Genomic DNA, 18,578 nt, shown 5'->3' with positions numbered 1-18,578 from the left:
AGGAGGGATCCGCGCTGTGACCACGAGCACCGGCACCAGCAGCAGCACCAGCACCGTCTCCGCCACGAGCGGCGCCCCCCGCAAGGGCGGCGGCCGGCCCGCGCTCTCCCTCCCCGTCATCCTCCTGATCGTCGCCGCCGGACTCGCCCTCGTCTCGCTCGTCCGGCTCATCAGCGGCGCCGACGACATCACCTCCGTCGGCCAGGTCGCCGGCGCCCTCGAACTCGCCATCCCCATCGGCCTCGCCGGACTCGGCGGCCTCTGGGCCGAGCGCGCGGGCGTCGTCAACATCGGGCTCGAAGGGATGATGGTCCTCGGCACCTGGTTCGGCGCCTGGGCCGGCTACCAGTGGGGGCCCTGGACCGGGGTCCTCCTCGGGATCGCGGGCGGCGCGATCGGCGGGCTGCTGCACGCCGTCGTCACCGTCTCCTTCGGCGTCAACCACATCGTCTCCGGTGTCGCCATCAACATCCTCGCCGTCGGGGTCACCCGCTACCTCTCCCGGTTCACCTTCGACACGGCCGACGGCGGCTCCTCCAAGCAGTCCCCCCGCGTCGACGCGCTGCCCAGGATCACCGTCCCCGGGCTCTCCGACTGGATGCAGGACCTCCAGGCCAGACACTGGTTCCTCGTCTCCGACCTGGCCGGCCTGGTCGGCGGTCTGGTCACCGGGCTCTCGCTGCTCACCGTCCTCGCGCTGCTGCTGATCCCGGGCACCTGGTGGCTGCTCTGGCGCACGGCCTTCGGGCTGCGGCTGCGCTCCTGCGGTGAGAACCCGGTCGCCGCGGAGTCGCTCGGCGTCAACGTCTACACGTACAAGTACATCGCCGTGGCCGTCTCCGGCGCCCTCGCCGGGCTCGGCGGCGCGTTCCTGGTCATCGTCTCCACCGGCATCTACCAGGAGGGCCAGACCGGCGGGCGGGGCTATATCGGCCTCGCCGCGATGATCTTCGGCAACTGGATGCCCGGCGGGATGGCGCTCGGCGCGGGGCTCTTCGGCTTCACCGACAGCCTCAAGCTGCGCGGCGGCGCCGAGAACGTCCACGCGATGCTGCTGCTCCTGGCGATCCTGCTGGTGCTGGTGGTGGGCTGGCAGCTCTACAAGAAGAAGTACCTCCAGGCCGTGATCTCGGCGGCCGTCGCGGCGCTGCTCTTCGTCTGGTACGGGCTGACCGACCAGGTGCCCAGCCAGTTCGTGGACTCGGCGCCGTACGTCACCACCCTGCTGGTCCTCGCGCTCTCCGCGCAGCGGCTCAGGATGCCGAAGGCGGACGGACTTCCGTACCGGAAGGGCCAGGGCAAATGACCCGGCGTACGGACGGTACGGAGCGCCGTGAGGCACCGGTCGACTGGGACGCCCTGCGGGCGGCGGCGCGGGACGCGATGTCCCGCGCGTACGCCCCGTACTCCGGCTACCCGGTCGGCGTCGCGGCCCGCGCGGTCACCGACGGCGGCCGTACGGTCCGTACGCTCACCGGGTGCAACGTCGAGAACGCCTCGTACGGCCTCGGCCTCTGCGCCGAATGCGGCCTCGTCTCCGCGCTCCAGCTCAGCGGGGGCGGCCGGCTCACCCACTTCACCTGCGTGGACGGCGCGGGCGAGGTGCTGGTGCCGTGCGGGCGGTGCCGGCAGCTCCTGTACGAGTTCGGGGGCCCCGGGCTGATCCTGGAGACCCCGGACGGAATCCGTACGCTGGCGGAGATGCTCCCGCAGGCGTTCGGCCCGGACCACCTGAAGCGGGCCGCCCACCTGGACCAGGACGACGACGGCCCGGCGGGCCGCGTCCCCTGAACCCGGCCCCGGCCCCGCCGCGACCCGGCGGCGCCGGGGCCGCTTGAACGTTCGTACACCGCTCCACCCCGAGAACGTCGCTCACCCCCCAAGAACTAGGACTTGCCCATGGACGTCATCTCCGTCATCCGCACCAAGCGCGACCGGGGCGAGCTGAGCCCGGAGCAGATCGACTGGGTGATCGACGCCTACACCCGGGGCGAGGTCGCCGACGAACAGATGTCGGCGCTGGCCATGGCCATCCTGCTGAACGGCATGAACCGTACGGAGATCGCCCGCTGGACCGCCGCGATGATCGCGTCCGGCGAGCGCATGGACTTCTCGGCGCTCTCCCGACCGACCGCCGACAAGCACTCCACCGGCGGCGTCGGCGACAAGATCACCCTCCCGCTGGCCCCGCTGGTCGCGGCGTGCGGGGCCGCCGTACCGCAGCTCAGCGGGCGCGGCCTCGGTCACACCGGCGGCACGCTCGACAAGCTGGAGTCCATCCCCGGCTGGCGCGCGCAGCTCTCCAACGCGGAAATGCTCGACGTGCTGGACACCACCGGCGCGGTCATCTGCGCGGCGGGCGACGGGCTCGCCCCGGCCGACAAGAAGCTGTACGCGCTGCGCGATGTCACCGGCACGGTGGAGGCGATCCCGCTGATCGCCTCGTCGATCATGTCGAAGAAGATCGCGGAGGGGACGGGTTCGCTGGTCCTGGACGTGAAGGTCGGCTCCGGCGCCTTCATGAAGACGATCGAGGACGCCCGCGAACTGGCGTCCACGATGGTCGGCCTCGGCACCGACCACGGCGTACGGACGGTGGCCCTCCTCACCGACATGTCCACACCGCTCGGGCGCACCGCGGGGAACGCCCTGGAGGTCCGCGAGTCCGTCGAGGTCCTGGCGGGCGGCGGCCCGGCCGACGTGGTCGAACTGACCCTGGCGCTCGCCCGCGAGATGCTCGACGCGGCGGGCCTGAAGGACGCGGACCCGGCGAAGGCGCTCTCCGACGGCCGGGCGATGGACGTCTGGCGCCGCATGATCCGGGCGCAGGGCGGCGACCCCGACGCGGCGCTTCCGGTGGCCCGCGAACACCACACCGTCACGGCCCCCGCCTCCGGCGTCCTCACCCGCCTGGACGCGTACGGCGTCGGCGTCGCCGCCTGGCGCCTCGGCGCGGGCCGCGCCCGCAAGGAGGACCCGGTCCAGGCGGGCGCCGGCATCGAACTCCACGCCAGGCCCGGCGACCCGGTCACCGCGGGCCAGCCCCTCATGACCCTGCACACGGACACCCCGGAGAAGTTCGCGTACGCCACCCAGGCCCTGGAGAACACGTACGACATCGCCCCCCAGGGCACCCCGTACGAAGCGACCCCGGTGGTGCGGGAACGTATCGCCTGACCTCGGCTCTGACCTGCGGTTTCCCCATTCGGGTGAACGGGATCGGTGGACGGCCACCGGTCCCGTTCGGCATGCTGGAATCGGTGACAGAACGAAAGGAACCGCCATGACCGCACTCACCGTCGAGCCCGAGCCCAACCAGGGCTGGGACGACCTGGTCCATCTCTGGAAGGAGACGGACGTACCCGAGGGCTGCAAGGTGGAGATCATCGAGGGGATCGTCACCGTGTCACCGTCGCCGTCCTGGGACCACAACTCGACTGCGGACAGTGTTCAGCGCCTGCTGTACACAGTCATTCCGAGCAACTGGAGGATTTTCCAGACACAGGAAGCAGCCGTGCCGGGCCGCAAGGGCCTTTACATCCCCGACCTGCTGGTCGCGGCGGAGGAGGACCGGCCCGCGCCCGGCGATCTGTTCCCCGCGAGCGATGCGAAGCTCGTCGTCGAGATCACCTCACGCGCCAACGGCAACCATGACCGCATTGCCAAGCTTCACGGCTACGCCCAGGCCGGTGTTCCGCTCTATCTGCTGCTCGACCCGTGGCACTTCGGGCGCCCGTCCGCAACGCTCTACGGCGAGCCCGAGGGCGCCACGTACCGGACGCTCGCAGCGGTCGAATACGGCGACAAGTTCACCCTCCCCGCCCCCTTCGACCTGGTGATCGACACCTCCGAACTGCCCATCAGTTGACCGGCCGCCCCGCCAGCAGCCCCGGCAGCTCGCGCATGTCCTCGAAGAGGACCGTCCCCGGCCCCGCCAGCCTGTGCGGGGCCGTCAGGCCGCCCGCGTAGCCGAAGGCGCGCATGCCCGCCGCGCGGGCCGCCGTCACGCCGTACGGGCTGTCCTCCACGACCGCGCAGCGCGCCGGGGGTACGCCCATCACCCGGGCCGCGTGGAGGAAGAGGTCAGGGGCGGGCTTGCCCCGGGGGACGTCGGCGGCGCTGAAGACGCGGCCCTCGAAGTGGTGGTACAGGCCCACGGTCGTCAGGTTGCGGCGGATGACGGCGTGGGCGCCGTTCGAGGCGAGGCAGAAGGGGAGGCTCAGGGCCTCCAGCGTCTCGGTGACGCCGTCGATCTCGGTCAGTTCGGCGTCGAGCGCCTCCCGGTAGAGATGCTGGTACGCCTTGTCCCACCCCGGCTCCAGCGGGCGGCCCAGGCGTTCCGCGACGGCCGCCTCGTAGATCTCCCCCGAGGAGCCGACGAAGGTCTCTATGATCTCCTCCTCGGTGAAGTGGACGCCCAGCGCCGCGAAGACCTGCGCGTCCACCCGGACGCAGATCCGCTCGCTGTCCACCAGGACACCGTCGCAGTCGAAGATCACCAGTTCGACAGGGTCAGAGCTCATGCCTGGCAGCGTACGGGCTCTGCGCGGGGCAGAGCGATGAGTTCCGGGGGTGGGACCGGTCTCCCCGGGTGTGGATGCGGATGCCAGGAATACGATCGCTCTCGTCATCGCGGGGCAGGTGACCCCCGGTGATGTGCCCCGGCTCCGCGCCGAGTTGGCGGAGCGGCTGGCCGGGGCCGGGCCCCGGGTGGGGGTCGTGTGCGATGTGGCGGGGCTGCGGCGGCCGGGGCTCGCGGCGGTGGAGGTGCTCGCCGCGCTGCATCTGGACGTCCGTCGGCGCGGGTGTGCGCTGCGGTTACGGGGGGTCGGGCGGGAGCTGGCCGGGTTGCTGGAACTGGTGGGGCTGGCCTGGCTGGGGGAGGAGGCGGGGCCTCCTGGGGGGTGACCCTGGGGTGACCCGGGGGTGGTTCGGGCCCGGGGGCGGAACCGGGGCGTGTGTCCCGGGCGTTGTCGGAGTACCGCGCCCGGCGTGGCGTACTCGCCGACCAGCCGGTCGGCCCGGCCGAGAGGACCAGCGATGACCGCAGCCGAGTCCGAGCCCGAGTCCGACGTCGATGTGCGTATCGCCGCGGGGGTGGTACGGGGGCGCCGCGAGGGCGGGCTCTCGGTGTTCCGGGGGATTCCGTACGCGCAACCCCCGGTCGGCGCCCTGCGGTTCGCCGCGCCGCGCCCCGTGGAGGGGTGGGAAGGGGTCCGGGACGCGGGGGAGTTCGGCCCGCCGTGCCCGCAGGCCGCGCCCAGCCTCGCCGCCCGGCCGTCGGATGCGGGGACGCGCGGCGGGGACGGCGCGGAGGACGAGGGCGGGGCCTGGCACGGGGACGGGGGACGCCGCGACGAATGGCTGACCGTCAATGTCTGGACGCCGGAACCGCTTCCCGGGGGCGCGGAGACCGGGGCCGGGGAGTCCGGGGCCGGGGAGTCCGGCGGGGCGCCCGTCATGGTGTGGATCCATGGCGGTGCCTATATGGCGGGGAGTTCCGCCGACCCCCTGTACGACGGGGCCCGGCTCGCCCGGGAGGGCGGGGTGGTGCTCGTCACGCTCAACTACCGGGTCGGCGTCGAAGGGTTCGTCTCGCTGGAGGGGGCGCCCGAGAACCGGGGGCTGCTCGACCAGGTCGCCGCCCTGGAGTGGGTACGGGAGAACATCGCGGCGTTCGGCGGCGACCCCGGCCGCGTCACCGTCTTCGGGGAGTCCGCGGGCGCCGGCTCCGTCGCCGCGCTGCTGGTCATGGACCGCGCCGCCGGGCTCTTCTCCCGGGCCATCGCGCAGAGCGTGCCGGGGACGTACTTCTCACCCGGGCTGGCCAGGGACTTCGCCGCCGCCATCGCCGCCGAGGTCGGCCCGGATGCCGAGGCGTCGGCCGCGGATCTGGCGTTGGTCGCGCCGGGGCGGCTGATCGCGGCCGGGGAGGCCGTCGCGCGCTCCATGCCCGCCCGGGAGGACCGCTGGGGCCCGGTCGCGCATACGTCCGTACCGTACTCGCCCGTGGTCGACGGCGAGATCCTGCCGCGTGCCCCGTGGGAGGCCCTGGCGGACGGCGCGGCGCGGGACATCGAGGTGATCACCGGGCACAACCGGGAGGAGTACCGGCTGTTCAGCGCGATGGGCGGGGCGCTCGGCCGGATCACCGAGGAGCAGGCCCTCGACGTGCTGGGCGCCCTCGGCCCGGTGACCGACAGCGTCGCCGCGTACCGTACCGCCTACCCGGACGCGAGCGCCGAGACGCTGCACGAACTCGTCTTCTCCGACTGGCTGTTCCGGATGCCGAGCCTCCGCCTCGCCGAGGCGCACGCCGCATCGGGCGGCCGTACCCGGAGTTACGAACTGACCTGGCCCGCCCCGGGAATGGGCGGCGCCCTAGGGGCCTGCCACGCCCTGGACGTGCCGCTGACCTTCGGCAACTTCGCCGGTGGGCTGGCGGCGATGCTGATGGGGCAGGAACCGCCCCCGGCTGCCGAGGAGTTGTCGGCCCGCGTCCGCGCCGAGTGGACCGCCTTCGCCACGGGCGCCGGGGACGGTGACGGGGCCGGTGACGGGAACGGGGTCGGGGCTTCGGTCGCGGGCCCCGCTGCGGGTTCGGCCGCGGGTCCGGACGGCGCCCCGGGCGGCGCATGGCCCGCGTACGACACGAAGGAGCGCCGCGTCCTCGTCCTCGACGGCACGGCGAACGCGGCCGTCCCCTACCCGGAGGAGGCCTCCCGCCGGCTCTGGGAGGCGTACGCCTTCACCGCGCTCCGGCTACCGGGGGAGGGCATACCGGCAAGCGGCTCCTAGCCGGCCGACGGGGACCGCCCCGGCCGCCGGGCCGGAGCCCGCCCGGCCGGAGCCCTCCCCGCCGGAGTCCGGGCCCGCGCCCCGCCGCCGGTACGGCAGGACGCGGGCCGGGCCCCAGCGGTGTCCGGGCCCCGGCCGGCTCCGGTGACGTCCGGTGCTCCGGCGGGCCCCAGCGGTGTCCGGCCCCGGCGGTGTCCGGGCTCAGGCACCCGGCGGCCCCAGCGGTGTCCGGGCCCCGACGGCGTCCGCGTTACGGTGACGTCGGGGCCCCCGGTGTCCGGTTACTCCTTCTCCAGCCGCATCGGCAGGTCGAAGAGCGGGAACCACCGCGCCGTGTCCAGGAAGCAGTGCCAGGTCGAGATCCGGCCGCCCTCGATCTCGATGACCTGGAGCGCCCACGGCATGTACCCGTCGCCCGACTCCGTCGGCTTGTAGTGCGCGAAGGCCGGCGTGCCGTTGGCGAACGTCGGGAGCAGCCGCGAGCCCCGGCACGCCGCGCCCGGGCCGAGCAGCCAGGCCACGATGTCGTCGTGACCCTGGAGCCAGAGGTCGAACGGCGGCATGGTGAACTTGGCGTCGTCGTGGAGCAGAGCCGTCAGCGCCTTCATGTCGTAGCCCTCGAAGGCCGTGACGTACCGCTCCAGCAGCGCCTTCTGCTCCTCGTTCAGCGGATCCGAGGTCTCCGTCGTGGCCGCCTCGGACTCGGCGATCGTCGCCCGCGCCCGCTGGAGCGCGCTGTTGACCGAGGCGACCGACGTGTCCAGCAGCTCCGCGACCTCGCTCGCCTTCCACGCCAGCACCTCGCGCAGGATCAGCACCGCCCGCTGCTTCGGCGGCAGATGCTGGAGCGCCGCGACGAACGCCAGCCGGATCGTCTCGCGGGACACCGCCGCCTCCGCGGGGTCCGCCATCGACGGCAGCACCCGCCCGTCCGGCACCGGCTCCAGCCAGACGACCTCCGGCTGCGGATTGAGCTGTGCCTGCGCCACCGGGGTGGGGCCGCTGAGGTCCATGGGGCGGGCGCGGCGGTTGCCTGCCGTGAGCATGTCGAGACAGACGTTGGTCGCGATCCGGTAGAGCCAGGAGCGGAGCGAGGAGCGGCCCTCGAACTTCTCGAAGCTCTTCCAGGCCCGGACCATCGTGTCCTGGACCGCGTCCTCCGCCTCGAACGCGGAACCGAGCATCCGGTAGCAGTAGCCGGTCAGCTCCGTACGGTGCTTCTCCAGCCTGACGTCCAGGTCCTGCGTCGCGGCACTCTCACTCATGGCCTCACCCCGATAGCCCTCTGGCCTTCGGCCTCTGGAGCCTCTGGCCTCTGGTGTCCAGTCTCTCGCCCATCACCTCGTGGGTCTCTCCGGAAGTTACCGTCCCGCGCCGCTCCGTGACACGGATTCGCCAAATGCCCGGAAGACCAGGAGCCCCGGGATTCAGGGGTCCCGGGGCTCCTGGAGTTATGGGGTGACGGAGGATCGGCGGGGTGACGGGGAGAGGATGGGGAGAGGGACGGGGAGAGGACGGGGAACGGGGGGTTACGACAGCGCCGTGCGCGCTTCCGTCTGTGCCGTCCGCCCGGCCTGCGCCGTCCGCGCCCCGCGCTCCTCCGCCTGCGCCGTCCGCGCCCCGCGCTCCTCCGCCCGCGCCGCCCGGGTCCCGTACAGCGTGATCGCGACGACCCCGAGCCCCGCCGTGAGGCCCAGCGCCACCGTCGCCGCCCAGCCGCCCGCGTGGAAGGCGACAGCGCCGAGGGTGCCGCCCGCGCTGCTGCCCAGGTAGTACGCGGACTGGTAGAGCGCGGAGGCCTGCGCGCGCGCCGTCTTCGCGGTGCGGCTCACCGCGGCGGAGGCGACCGCGTGGCCCGCGAAGAAGCCCGCCGTGATCAGCACCAGGCCCAGCAGCACCGCCGCCAGCGTGTCGCTCAGGGAGAGCAGCAGGCCCGCCGTGGTCGTGGTGACCGCCAGGTAGAGCGCGCCGCGCCGGCCCAGCCGGGCGACGAGCCGGCCGGCCGCCGCCGAGGAGACCGTACCCACCAGGTAGACCAGGAAGATCGAACCGATCACGCCCTGCGACAGGTTGAAGGGTTCGGCCACCAGCCGGTAGCCGATCACCGTGTAGACCGCGCCGAACACCACCATGAAGAGCCCGCCGATCGCGTACAGCCGGCGCAGCAGCGGGTCGGAGAGATGGCCGCCCACCGTGCGGGCCAGGCCCTTCGCGCTGAGCGAGCGGGGGGTGAAGTGCCGCGCCCTGGGGAGCAGGATGCGGAAGGCCACCGCGCACGCCAGGGCGAGCAGCCCCACCGCGCCCAGCGCCGCGCGCCACCCCCAGAGCTGGGCGACCCAGCCGGTGAGGATCCGGCCGGTCATCCCGCCGACGCTGTTGCCCGCGACGAACAGTCCGATTGCGGCGACCAGCGCCTTCGGCCGTACCTCCTCCGCCAGATACGCCATCGCGGAGGCCGGCAGTCCGGCCAGCGCGGCCCCCTGTACGGCGCGGAGCGCGATCAGCGTCTCGACGTTCGGCGCGAAGGGCACCAGCAGCCCGACCGCCACCGCCACGACCAGGGAGACCGTCATCAGCGTACGGCGCCCGAACCGCTCCGAGAGCGCGCTCAGCGGCAGCACCAGCACGGCGAGCGCGCCCGTCGCCGCGGAGACCGTCCAGCTCGCCAGGCCGGCGCTCACCCCGAACCCGGCGGAGATCGCGGGCAGCAGCGCCTGCGTGGAGTAGAGGAGGGCGAAGGTCGCGACCCCGGCGGCGAAGAGCGCGAGGCTCATCCGGCGGTAGCCGGGACGGCCGGGGGAGAGAAGGGAATCCGAGGCCGTCGAAGGCATCGTGGTCGTCGAGGGGGCGGCACCCGGGGTGGCGGGCGCCTCGGTACTGGCGGAAGGCATGTATCGAAGGTAAGCATGGACCTTTCATGCGTCCAATGCATGGAACGGCCATAATCGTTCCCATGGCGCATGAGCAGAGGTCACCGGCGTCCCTGTCACGGAGCGGTTACCAACAAGACATTCAACAAGGCAACCAACAAGGCAGCCGACAAGGCAGCCGACAGGACATGGGTCACACGGCGTCGACGCCCTGGTCCGCCGTGCTCGCCCCGCGCCTCGCCCACTTCGCCGGGGTGGCCCGCCACGAGCATGTCACCCGCGCCGCCGAGGACCTGGGCGTCCCGCAGTCCACCCTCTCCCGGGCCATGGTCCGGCTCGAACAGGACCTGGGGGTCGCCCTCTTCGCCCGTAAGGGCCGTACGGTCGCGCTCACCCACGCGGGACGGGCCTTTCTCGCCTCCGTCGAACGGGCCCTCGGCGAGGTGGAGCGGGCCGCCGAGTCGGTACGGGCCGACGCCGACCCGGCCTCCGGCAAGGTCGCCTTCGGCTTTCTGCACACCATGGGCTCCGAGACCGTACCCGCCCTGATCAGGGCCTTCCGCGTGGACCACCCCCGGGTACGGTTCCAGCTCGTCCAGAACTACGGCGAGGCCATGATCGAACGGATGCGCGCGGGCGAGCTCGACCTCTGTCTCACCTCCCCGGTCCCGGACGCCCCCGACCTGGTCTCCCGCCGCCTCGACGAACAGCGGCTGCGGCTGGTCGTCCCGGACGACCACCGGCTCGCCGGGCGGCGCAGGATCCGGCTCGCGGAGGCCGCCGACGAAACGTTCGTCACCCTCGAACCGGGGTACGGGCTGCGCCGGATCACCGACGACCTCTGCGCGGAGGCGGGGTTCCGGCCCCGGGTCGCCTTCGAGGGGGAGGAGGCGGAGACGCTGCGCGGGCTGGTCGCGGCGGGTCTTGGGGTGGCGCTGCTGCCGCCGCCCGCGGTGGCCCGTCCCGGGGTGGTCGAGCTGACGGTCACGGCGCCGCGCGCGGCGCGCGAGATCGGCGTCGCGTGGCTCGCCGGCCACCCGGACACCCCGCCGGTGGCCGCCTTCAAACGCTTCCTGCTCTCGCGCCGGGGCCGGCTCCTCCCGGAGTGAGCCGGTCCTGGACCGGAGTGAGCGCCGTCCCGGGCTTCGGGCCGACGCGGCTTACTGCGGCGGCCAGTTGACGAACTTCTTCGGCCGGGGCGGCGCGTACGTCCGTACCTTCGAGGTGGTGAGCCCGAGACGTACGAGCGACTCGGCGATGGTCACGGCGGCGGTCACCCCGTCCACCACCGGCACCCCGGTCCGCGCCACCACCCGCTCGGTCAGCCCCGACATCCCGCCGCACCCCAGGCAGACGACCTCGGCCCGGTCCTCGTCGACGGCGCGCGCGGCCTGTTCGGCGATGGCCTCGACGGCGGCCGACTCGTCCCGCTCCAGGTCGAGTACGGCGAGCCCGCTGGCCCGCACCGAGGCGCACCGGGCGCCGAGCCCGGCTATGCGCAGCCGCTCCTCGATCAGCGGGACCGTACGGTCGAGGCTGGTGACGACGGAGTACGTACGCCCGAGGAACTGGGCCGTGCTCGCCGCCGCCTCCGTGATGTCGACCACCGGCACGTCGAGGAGTTCCTGCAACCCCTCCCTGCCGTGCTCGCCGTACCCGGCCTGGATGACGGCGTCGAACGGCTCCGGGTAGGCCCGTACGGTCTCCATCACGGCGACGGCGGCGAGATAGCTCTCGTAGTTCCCCTCGACGGACTCGGCGCCGAAGGCGGGCGTGAGCGGGACGATCTCGGTGCCGGGCGAGGCCGCGCCGGCCGCCTGCGCGCCGATGGACGCGGTGATGCTGGGCGTGGTGTTGACGTTGACGACGAGAATGCGCACGGTGCCGCCTTCTGCTGCTCGATGGATCGACTCGATGGATCGAAGGGGGAGCGGGAGGGGTGGGGAAGGGGAGCGGGAGGGGAGCGGAAGGGAAGCGGGAGGGTGTCATTCGGCGGCGACGGCGATCGACTCGCCGTCCACGTCCTGGATCTGCCGGCTCCGGTCAGCGATCACCGCGTACAGCACCGCGGCGATGAACGCCCCGATGAACCAGGAGAATCCGGCCGCCGCGTGGAAGAACGGCGCCAGCGCGACGACGACGGCGAGCGCGGCGCTGGGGACGAAGGCGGCGATGGCGCGCGGGTTGTACCCCCGGCGGTAGTGGTACTCGCCCCGGGCGTCGTCGGTGTAGAGGTCCGGGACGTTGACGCGGGACTTCCGCAGCAGCCAGTAGTCCGCCATGATCACGCCGAACAGCGGCCCGAGCAGCGCGCCGAGCCCGCCGAGGAAGTAGTTGACCACGACCGGGCTGTTGTAGAGGTTCCAGGGCAGGATCGCCAGCCCGATCACGGCGCTCACCAGCCCCGCCTTACGGAAGTCGAGGCGGCGCGGGAAGAGGTCGATCAGCGCGTAGATCGGCGCCACGAAGTTGGCGAGCAGGTTCACCGCGATGGTCAGGGCGATGAGCGCGAGCGAGGCGAAGGCCAGCAGGAACGTGTTCGGGATGGTACGGACGATGTCCGTGGTGCTGGTGATGACATGGCCGTTCAGCTTGAGCTGGGCACCGCTGAGCACGATGACGATGACGGCGAAGAAGAGCATGTTCACCGGGATGCCGATGACATTGCCGCGGATGATGGAGCCGCGGTCCTTGGCGGAGCGGGTGAAGTCGCAGAAGTTGAGGACGAACGTCCCGTAGATGACCACCCAGAGCGCGGCGCCCTGGAGGATCTGGAGCCACATCGCGCCGCCGGAGAGCGGGTCCGGTATGGAGAAGGCGATCGAGCCGTCCGCCTTGACGAACATCCAGACGGCGAGGGCCAGCATGGTGATCAGGGTGGTGGGCGCCGCGAAGGCCATGTACCGCCGGATCATCTGCATCCCGTAACTCACGATGAGGACCTGGAGCACCCAGAGCGCCAGGAAGGTGAGCCAGCCGAGCGTGGACTGCCCGAGGACGGAGTGCTTCTCCAGCGCGTGCAGCCCCGGGAAGAGCGCGACGAGCAGCGCGCTCAGCACGGAGGAGGCGAGATACGTCTGGATGCCGAACCAGGCGATCGCGACCGCCCCGCGCACGACGGCCGGCACCTTCGCGCCCCGGATCCCGAAGGCCATCCGGCCCATCACGGGGAAGGGGACGCCGGTCTTGTGCCCCATGAAGCCGGAGAGCGTGAGGAGGAGGAAGAGCAGCACGGAGGCGAGGGCGAAGGCGGCGAGGATGCCCCAGACGTTCAGCCCGAGCGCGAAGAGCCCGATGGCGAACGCGTAGTTGCCGAGGCTGTGCACGTCGTTGGCCCAGAGGGTGAAGACGTTGTACGCGCCCCACCGGCGCCCTTCCTTCTTGGTGGGCGCGAGGTCGTAGGTGTACAGGTCGGAGCTGACGCCGCCGCCGTCACCGGTACCGGAATCGGAGTCCACGCGGGTTCGGTCATCCATCGCTGTCATACGAAGCTCCGAGCTGGGGAGGTTTCATAAAGCGGAAGCAGTTTTCCGATGCGCAGAACCTAGTTTTCGCTTCCTTCACCGTCAAGGGTTCGGAAGCGGACACTTTTTCGTATCCGGAGTGACGGCGGCGGCAGCGGGGCCGGGCCCGCTAAGAGGCCGCCGTCGTCCCCGTCCCCGTCTCCGTCGTCGTCCCCGCCTCCGTCCCGCCGGTGGCGATCTGGCGGATCAGGTAGTGGGGCGCCTCGTCGCTCAGGACGTCGTTGAGATCGGGGTTCTCGGCGCCGGACGCTGCGCTGCGCGGGAAGAGCGCCTCCTCGTACGCGGCGAGCGCGGCCTCGGTGTCGGCGGGGTGGGCGGCGATGGCCTTGGCCAGCTCGGCCCCGTCGTACATGGCCAGGTTGGCGCCCTCGCCGTTCGGCCCGGTGAGATGGGCGGCGTCGCCGACCAGGGTGACCCCCGGGGTCCGCTCCCACCGGTGGTCGTGGGGGAGGGCGTGCAGGGCGCGCGGCACCAGCGCGGTCTCGCCGCCGGTGATCAGCGCGGTGAGTTCCGGCGCCCAGCCGTCGAACTCCCGTGCGATCCGGGCGGTGGCCGAGGCCGGGTCGGCGGCGTCGAGACCGGCGAACCACCCCTGCGGCCTGGCGAGCATCACCCAGGTGTGGAGGTTGCCGTCGCGCTCCCGGTGGGCCAGGATGCCCCGCCCCCGTTCGAGCACCATCAGCGTCCCGCCGCCGACCGTCTTCGCGCTGCCGGGGTGCCGGGTGTCCCCGTCGTACAGATGGGTCTCGACGGTCGAGATCCCGGTGTACGACGGCACCGCGTCGGAGAGCAGCGGCCGGACCCGCGACCACGCCCCGTCCGCGCCGACCAGCAGCGTGGTGACGACGGTGGTGCCGTCGGCGAAGGTCACCTCATGGCGGCCGGCACCGAGGGCGGCGACCGTACGGACCTTCCGCCCCCACCGGACCGTGCCGGCCGGGAGCGAGTCGATCAGCATCTGCCGCAGCTCCCCGCGGAGCACCTCGGGCTTGCCGCCCGTACCGTCGTCGGCGAGGTCCAGCAGCACGTTCCCGCCCCGGTCCATGAGGCGCAGCGCCTGGCGTCCCGCCAGGATCAGGGCGCGGAACTCCGTCATCAGGCCGGCGTCCCGCACCGCCAACTGCCCGTTGTAGTCCCGGATGTCGAGCAGGCCGCCCTGCGCGCGTGCCGTCGGGGAGGGTTCCGCCTCGTAGACGGTGGAGGGAATGCCGTGGACGTGCAGGACGCGGGCGAGTGTGAGGCCGCCGAGCCCGGCGCCGATGATCGTGACATGAGGGGTCATGGCGATTCCTTGCGGTTCGCGCCCGCCGGAAGGAGGTCCGGCAGGTCTCCACCGAAGGTCCCGGCGCCCGTCGACAGCGCACCGACGGTGCGCCGACACCCCCGACGCCCCGCCGACAGCCCCTGACGCCGAGCCGACAGCGCGCCGACACCGCGCGGCGGGTGACCGTATGCGGCGCTCGGCGTGCGGCGGTACGGGGGTACGGGGGTACGGCGGTGCGGGGGTACGGGGGTACGCGCGTCCCGCTGTACGAGTACGGCCGGGCTGTACGAGCACGGCCGGGCCCCGGCCTGCCCTGCCCCGGCCTGCCCTACGGGCCTACGGGCGCAGCGAGCGGCCGAACCCGGCCGCCAGGGGCATCCGCAGCCCCAGCGGCGGCGGGGCCGCCAGGGCGTCCGCGACCGGCCGGGAGTAGGCGCGCTCCAGCAGCGAGCCCAGCACGAAGTCGCCTGCCAGGGCGAGGACTTCGGCATGGTGCTGGCGGAGGGCGTGGCCGTCCGAGTGGACCTCGAAGCGGCAGATGTCGCGGCTCGCCTTCTTCGCCCGCTCGGCCAGCCGGAAGGAGAGTTCGGGGTCGGTCCTGGCGTCATTGGTGCCGTGCATGATCAGCACCCGGCGCCCCCGGAGCTGGCGCACCGGCTCGGGACCGGCCGCCCGGTCGTCCTCCGGGAGCCAGGGGGCCAGCGCCAGGACGGAGGTGACGGCGGGGTGGTCCGCCGCGTGCAGCGCCGCCCGGCCGCCCATCCCGTGCCCCACCAGACAGACCGGCACGTCCCCGTACCGCCGGCCGATCTCCTCCGCCGCCCAGCGGGCGTCCGAGGCGAGCGAGGCCTCCGTACCGTTCCAGCCGCGCCGCGCGTACCTCACCACATGCGCCACCACCCCGTCCGCCGCGCCCGCCGCCGCCAGCGAGCGCGCGAGGGGCAGCATCCGGGCGTGTGCGAGGAGCGACGCGCCCCGGGAGGAGACCGGTTCACCCGAAGGGAGGACGAGTATCGCGCCCCCCACGGCGATATCGACGGCCCGCGCCACGACCGCCCGGCCCAGTCGCGCCCGTGGTTCCGCGCGGTGCGCGCCTGCCCATCCGTCCCGGCCTGCCGAACGTCCCCCCGGCGCGGGAACCGCATGCTGTCCCATAACAGAACAGTCTCAGAAGCGCGGGTGTACGGCGCCCGTCCGCATGGTCACCGTTGGGTATCGTCCCTGTGGACTCTACGCGCGTAGGCAGGGAAGCGTTACAGTGCACGGATGACGAGCCAGACCTCCCGTCCGCCCACCGCCGACCAGATCCGCCGCGCCCCCAAGGTCCTGCTCCACGACCACTTGGACGGCGGACTGCGTCCCGGCACGATCATCGACCTCGCCGACGCCTGCGGCTACTCATCCCTGCCCGAGCGGGAGCCGGACAAACTCGGCCTCTGGTTCCGCGAGGCGGCCGACTCCGGCTCGCTCGAACGGTATCTGGAGACCTTCGCCCACACCTGCGCCGTGATGCAGAGCCGCGACGCGCTCTTCCGGGTCGCCGCCGAGTGCGCGCAGGACCTCGCCGAGGACGGCGTCGTCTACGCCGAGGTGCGGTACGCGCCCGAGCAGCACCTCGAAGGCGGGCTCACCCTCGAAGAGGTCGTCGAAGCCGTCAACGAGGGGTTCCGCGAGGGCGAGCGCCTGGCCCGCGCCGACGGCCACCGGATCCGGGTCGGCGCGCTGCTCACCGCGATGCGGCACGCCGCCCGCGCCCTGGAGATCGCCGAGCTCGCCAACCGCTACCGGGACACGGGCGTGGTCGGCTTCGACATCGCGGGCGCCGAGGCGGGCTTCCCGCCCACCCGGCACCTCGACGCGTTCGAGTACCTCAAGCGCGAGAACAACCACTTCACCATCCACGCGGGCGAGGCCTTCGGACTCCCCTCCATCTGGCAGGCCCTCCAGTGGTGCGGCGCCGACCGGCTCGGCCACGGCGTCCGCATCATCGACGACATCGAGGTCGCCGAGGACGGCACGGTGGCGCTGGGCCGGCTCGCCGCGTACGTACGGGACAAGCGCGTCCCGCTGGAGCTCTGCCCCAGCTCCAACCTCCAGACCGGCGCCGCCACCTCGATCGCGGACCACCCCATCGGACTGCTGCGCCGGCTGTACTTCCGGGCGACCGTCAACACGGACAACCGTCTGATGAGCGGCACCAGTATGAGCAGGGAATTCGAGCTGCTGGTCGACGCGTTCGCGTACACGCTCGACGATATGCAGTGGTTCACCGTCAATGCGATGAAATCAGCATTCATTCCTTTCGATGAACGACTGGCCATGATCAACGATGTGATCAAGCCGGGATATGCCGAGCTCAAGTCCGAATGGCTGTTCCAGCAGACCCCGGTGAACAGCTAGAACCAGGCGCGGACAGTTCGAACACACCCGAATACCAGAAGAGCAGGGCGGCCGGGAACACGCTTTCCGGCCGCCGTCCGGTATTTGCGGGACGGGGGCGCGGCTGGCTACCTTGCTGAGCCGCGCAGACCCAACGGGGAGTCTCCGAAGCTCCGCGACAGAGCCTCCGGAATTGGGCTCCGCTTTCCCCGATTTCTCCCGAGTCCCCAAAGGACGAGATTTCCGATGAAGCAGTCCGCCGCCAAGACCATCGGTGCCGCCGCCCTGGGCGCCGCCTTCGCCGCAGCCGCCGCGTCCACCGCCTCCGCCGCGCCCGCCCTCCCGGACACGGGCGCCGCGCTCGACGTCGTCGGCTCCGTCAGCAAGACCCTCCCCGTCGAGCAGCTCGCCTCGACCCTGCCCGCGCCGCTCCCCGAGGCGGCGAAGGGCGCGGCCGGCGCGGTCGACACCGTCGAGTTCACCGCGCCGTACGCGCTCGACGCGGTCGGCAAGGCCAACCCGGTGCAGAACCTCCTCGGCGGCCTCCCGGTCAACGGCCTGGCCAACGGCGGCACCACCCTCAACGGCCTCCCGCTCGGCGGCTGACATGTCCTGAGTGCGTACGCCCGTACCGGCATCTACGGCGTTACGGGCGTACGCACGGCACAGGGGGAGCGGAAAGCGGGCCGCGCCGGGCCGGTGGAATCACCGCCCACCCGGGTCGCCGGAATTACCAGGCGGTGGAGGCCGCCGAGGCGGACTTCTCGCCCGGCAGGAGTATCCACAGCGCCAGATAGACCAGGAACTGCGGTCCTGGCAGCAGGCACGACAGCAGGAAAATCACCCGCATCGTATTCGCGGAGGTGCCAAAACGCCGTGCCAGCGCCGCGCACACCCCGCCGAGCATGCGCCCTTCGCGGGGGCGGACCAGACCGGCCATGGTGGACTCCTTAAAAGAGCGTCAGGGGAGCGTTTCCTGTCCCTGCTCCCGATGACTCCATGGTGCTCCACCGCGCACCGCGCGGCATCGCTCTAAGGGGCGATACCGACCCTGGGAATCGTCGGGGTCGCCCCCTGCGGGTTCTCGTCCCGCCCGCGGTGCTCTCTCAGGGGCGCCGCCCCCCGGCGCGCGGACTCCCACGCCCACTCGTTCCGCCGCCCTTCCCTGCTCCGCCGGGTCCCCTGGCCCCGTTCGCTCCCCTGAGACCCGCCCTGAGAACCCTGCCGGGGCCCGCCCTGAGGCCTGCGGAGCCGGGCCCGGAACGCGGGCACCACCGCGAGGTGCGCGAGCGCCACCCCGGCGGTGTGGAGCAGCACGGAGTCCACGTCGAGGACCCGCCCCGGCACCGCCGTCTGCACCATCTCGATCCCGATGGCGAGCAGGGCGCCGGCCGTGACCGTACGGGTCAGGGAGGCCCAGAAGGAGACGGCGATCCGGCCGCCCGCCATGGGCAGCAGCACCCCGACCGGCGCGAGCAGCAGCAGCCCTTCCCCGATTCTTCGGGTGGCCTCCAGCGGCCCGAGGGCCAGATCCGCCCTGATACCCGCGAACGGCGTGAGGTTCGCCGCGTTCACCCACATGACGTCGAGGGGGCGGAGGCTCACCCACGCCACCAGCGACAGATGCGTGAGGAGGAGAGCGAACCCCGCCATACGGAAGCGGAAGACGGCACTGCCGTCCGGACCTTGCAGCACGCTCCCCAAGACGCCCGGGGCCGGGCCATCGGTTCCGGAAGGGCCCCG

Annotated in this window: 18 protein-coding genes; 9 read left to right on the top strand and 9 right to left on the bottom strand. The window is 72.5% G+C overall.

Features of this window, described 5'->3' with window-relative positions:
* The first annotated feature begins 16 nt into the window (after positions 1–16).
* From AB0O07_RS23660 to AB0O07_RS23645, 4 genes are all read left to right on the top strand, one after another.
* Positions 17–1,306: an ABC transporter permease gene (locus AB0O07_RS23660; protein ID WP_365636380.1), complete on the top strand. Its 1,290-nt coding sequence runs from the start codon at positions 17–19 to the stop codon at positions 1,304–1,306.
* On the top strand, positions 1,303–1,791 hold the full coding sequence (locus AB0O07_RS23655; protein ID WP_365636377.1) for a cytidine deaminase: 489 nt from the start codon (positions 1,303–1,305) through the stop codon (positions 1,789–1,791). The genes AB0O07_RS23660 and AB0O07_RS23655 overlap by 4 nt, the downstream gene beginning before the upstream one ends.
* Before the next feature lie 108 nt (positions 1,792–1,899).
* A complete protein-coding gene (locus AB0O07_RS23650) occupies positions 1,900–3,177 on the top strand; it encodes a thymidine phosphorylase (protein ID WP_365636375.1) in 1,278 nt (425 codons plus the stop codon).
* Positions 3,178–3,283: 106 nt separating this feature from the next.
* Entirely contained in the window at positions 3,284–3,868 is a 585-nt protein-coding gene (locus AB0O07_RS23645) for a Uma2 family endonuclease (RefSeq protein WP_365636373.1), read from the top strand.
* Here AB0O07_RS23645 and AB0O07_RS23640 read toward each other — a convergent pair.
* A complete protein-coding gene (locus AB0O07_RS23640; RefSeq protein ID WP_365636371.1) occupies positions 3,861–4,523 on the bottom strand; it encodes an HAD family hydrolase in 663 nt (220 codons plus the stop codon). The two genes, AB0O07_RS23645 and AB0O07_RS23640, sit on opposite strands and share 8 nt — an antisense overlap.
* Positions 4,524–4,641: 118 nt before the next feature.
* Here AB0O07_RS23640 and AB0O07_RS23635 point away from each other — a divergent pair, with 118 nt between their 5' ends.
* A complete protein-coding gene (locus AB0O07_RS23635) occupies positions 4,642–4,908 on the top strand; it encodes an STAS domain-containing protein (RefSeq protein WP_365636369.1) in 267 nt (88 codons plus the stop codon).
* Positions 4,909–5,040: 132 nt separating this feature from the next.
* Complete coding sequence (locus AB0O07_RS23630) at positions 5,041–6,798, top strand: carboxylesterase family protein (RefSeq protein ID WP_365636368.1); 1,758 nt, start codon at positions 5,041–5,043, stop codon at positions 6,796–6,798.
* Positions 6,799–7,079: 281 nt separating this feature from the next.
* Here the strand turns inward: AB0O07_RS23630 and AB0O07_RS23625 are convergent, their stop codons facing one another.
* Complete coding sequence (locus AB0O07_RS23625; protein WP_365636365.1) at positions 7,080–8,063, bottom strand: sigma-70 family RNA polymerase sigma factor; 984 nt, start codon at positions 8,061–8,063, stop codon at positions 7,080–7,082.
* A 264-nt stretch (positions 8,064–8,327) separates the two neighbouring features.
* The gene (locus AB0O07_RS23620; protein WP_365636362.1) at positions 8,328–9,689 is read right to left on the bottom strand and encodes an MFS transporter; all 1,362 of its coding nucleotides are present in this window, start codon (positions 9,687–9,689) and stop codon (positions 8,328–8,330) included.
* Between the two features lie 167 nt (positions 9,690–9,856).
* Here AB0O07_RS23620 and AB0O07_RS23615 point away from each other — a divergent pair, with 167 nt between their 5' ends.
* On the top strand, positions 9,857–10,777 hold the full coding sequence (locus tag AB0O07_RS23615) for a LysR family transcriptional regulator (protein ID WP_365636359.1): 921 nt from the start codon (positions 9,857–9,859) through the stop codon (positions 10,775–10,777).
* Positions 10,778–10,828: 51 nt separating this feature from the next.
* Here the strand turns inward: AB0O07_RS23615 and AB0O07_RS23610 are convergent, their stop codons facing one another.
* From AB0O07_RS23610 to AB0O07_RS23595, 4 genes are all read right to left on the bottom strand, one after another.
* Positions 10,829–11,548 (bottom strand): aspartate/glutamate racemase family protein, encoded by a 720-nt coding sequence (locus AB0O07_RS23610; RefSeq protein ID WP_365636357.1) that lies wholly within the window; start codon positions 11,546–11,548, stop codon positions 10,829–10,831.
* A gap of 105 nt (positions 11,549–11,653) precedes the next feature.
* The gene (locus AB0O07_RS23605) at positions 11,654–13,153 is read right to left on the bottom strand and encodes an NCS1 family nucleobase:cation symporter-1 (protein WP_365636354.1); all 1,500 of its coding nucleotides are present in this window, start codon (positions 13,151–13,153) and stop codon (positions 11,654–11,656) included.
* 148 nt (positions 13,154–13,301) lie between these two features.
* Positions 13,302–14,474: an NAD(P)/FAD-dependent oxidoreductase gene (locus AB0O07_RS23600; RefSeq protein ID WP_365636352.1), complete on the bottom strand. Its 1,173-nt coding sequence runs from the start codon at positions 14,472–14,474 to the stop codon at positions 13,302–13,304.
* Positions 14,475–14,792: 318 nt separating this feature from the next.
* A complete protein-coding gene (locus AB0O07_RS23595; protein WP_365636793.1) occupies positions 14,793–15,521 on the bottom strand; it encodes an alpha/beta hydrolase in 729 nt (242 codons plus the stop codon).
* A gap of 201 nt (positions 15,522–15,722) precedes the next feature.
* Here AB0O07_RS23595 and AB0O07_RS23590 point away from each other — a divergent pair, with 201 nt between their 5' ends.
* Both AB0O07_RS23590 and AB0O07_RS23585 read left to right on the top strand, forming a co-directional pair.
* Positions 15,723–16,856 carry an adenosine deaminase gene (locus tag AB0O07_RS23590; RefSeq protein ID WP_365636349.1) on the top strand — a complete coding sequence of 378 codons (1,134 nt, stop codon included), beginning with the start codon at positions 15,723–15,725 and terminating at the stop codon, positions 16,854–16,856.
* A gap of 225 nt (positions 16,857–17,081) precedes the next feature.
* Complete coding sequence (locus AB0O07_RS23585; protein WP_365636347.1) at positions 17,082–17,441, top strand: ATP-binding protein; 360 nt, start codon at positions 17,082–17,084, stop codon at positions 17,439–17,441.
* A gap of 124 nt (positions 17,442–17,565) precedes the next feature.
* Here the strand turns inward: AB0O07_RS23585 and AB0O07_RS23580 are convergent, their stop codons facing one another.
* Together AB0O07_RS23580 and AB0O07_RS23575 are read right to left on the bottom strand one after the other, a co-directional pair.
* Positions 17,566–17,775, bottom strand: a complete 210-nt coding sequence (locus AB0O07_RS23580) for a PspC domain-containing protein (RefSeq protein WP_365636344.1) — start codon at positions 17,773–17,775, stop codon at positions 17,566–17,568.
* A 92-nt stretch (positions 17,776–17,867) separates the two neighbouring features.
* Positions 17,868–18,488, bottom strand: coding sequence for a VanZ family protein (locus AB0O07_RS23575; RefSeq protein ID WP_365636792.1), 621 nt, complete (start codon positions 18,486–18,488; stop codon positions 17,868–17,870).
* Positions 18,489–18,578: the final 90 nt, after the last annotated feature.

This window comes from Streptomyces sp. NPDC093085 (assembly GCF_040683935.1).
Taxonomy (GTDB): Bacteria; Actinomycetota; Actinomycetes; order Streptomycetales; family Streptomycetaceae; genus Streptomyces.
This window is presented reverse-complemented; position numbering and strand designations above follow the sequence as displayed.

Excerpts from the sequence above, each read along its gene's own strand:
- AB0O07_RS23655 (WP_365636377.1), top strand. The coding sequence starts at position 1,303 with ATGACCCGGCGTACGGACGGTACGGAGCGCCGTGAGGCACCGGTCGAC.
- AB0O07_RS23620 (WP_365636362.1), bottom strand. The coding sequence starts at position 9,689 with ATGCCTTCCGCCAGTACCGAGGCGCCCGCCACCCCGGGTGCCGCCCCC.
- AB0O07_RS23615 (WP_365636359.1), top strand. The coding sequence starts at position 9,857 with ATGGGTCACACGGCGTCGACGCCCTGGTCCGCCGTGCTCGCCCCGCGC.
- AB0O07_RS23630 (WP_365636368.1), top strand. The coding sequence starts at position 5,041 with ATGACCGCAGCCGAGTCCGAGCCCGAGTCCGACGTCGATGTGCGTATC.
- AB0O07_RS23575 (WP_365636792.1), bottom strand. The coding sequence starts at position 18,488 with ATGGCGGGGTTCGCTCTCCTCCTCACGCATCTGTCGCTGGTGGCGTGG.
- AB0O07_RS23625 (WP_365636365.1), bottom strand. The coding sequence starts at position 8,063 with ATGAGTGAGAGTGCCGCGACGCAGGACCTGGACGTCAGGCTGGAGAAG.
- AB0O07_RS23650 (WP_365636375.1), top strand. The coding sequence starts at position 1,900 with ATGGACGTCATCTCCGTCATCCGCACCAAGCGCGACCGGGGCGAGCTG.
- AB0O07_RS23580 (WP_365636344.1), bottom strand. The coding sequence starts at position 17,775 with ATGGCCGGTCTGGTCCGCCCCCGCGAAGGGCGCATGCTCGGCGGGGTG.
- AB0O07_RS23600 (WP_365636352.1), bottom strand. The coding sequence starts at position 14,474 with ATGACCCCTCATGTCACGATCATCGGCGCCGGGCTCGGCGGCCTCACA.
- AB0O07_RS23605 (WP_365636354.1), bottom strand. The coding sequence starts at position 13,153 with ATGACAGCGATGGATGACCGAACCCGCGTGGACTCCGATTCCGGTACC.
- AB0O07_RS23590 (WP_365636349.1), top strand. The coding sequence starts at position 15,723 with ATGACGAGCCAGACCTCCCGTCCGCCCACCGCCGACCAGATCCGCCGC.
- AB0O07_RS23585 (WP_365636347.1), top strand. The coding sequence starts at position 17,082 with ATGAAGCAGTCCGCCGCCAAGACCATCGGTGCCGCCGCCCTGGGCGCC.
- AB0O07_RS23645 (WP_365636373.1), top strand. The coding sequence starts at position 3,284 with ATGACCGCACTCACCGTCGAGCCCGAGCCCAACCAGGGCTGGGACGAC.
- AB0O07_RS23640 (WP_365636371.1), bottom strand. The coding sequence starts at position 4,523 with ATGAGCTCTGACCCTGTCGAACTGGTGATCTTCGACTGCGACGGTGTC.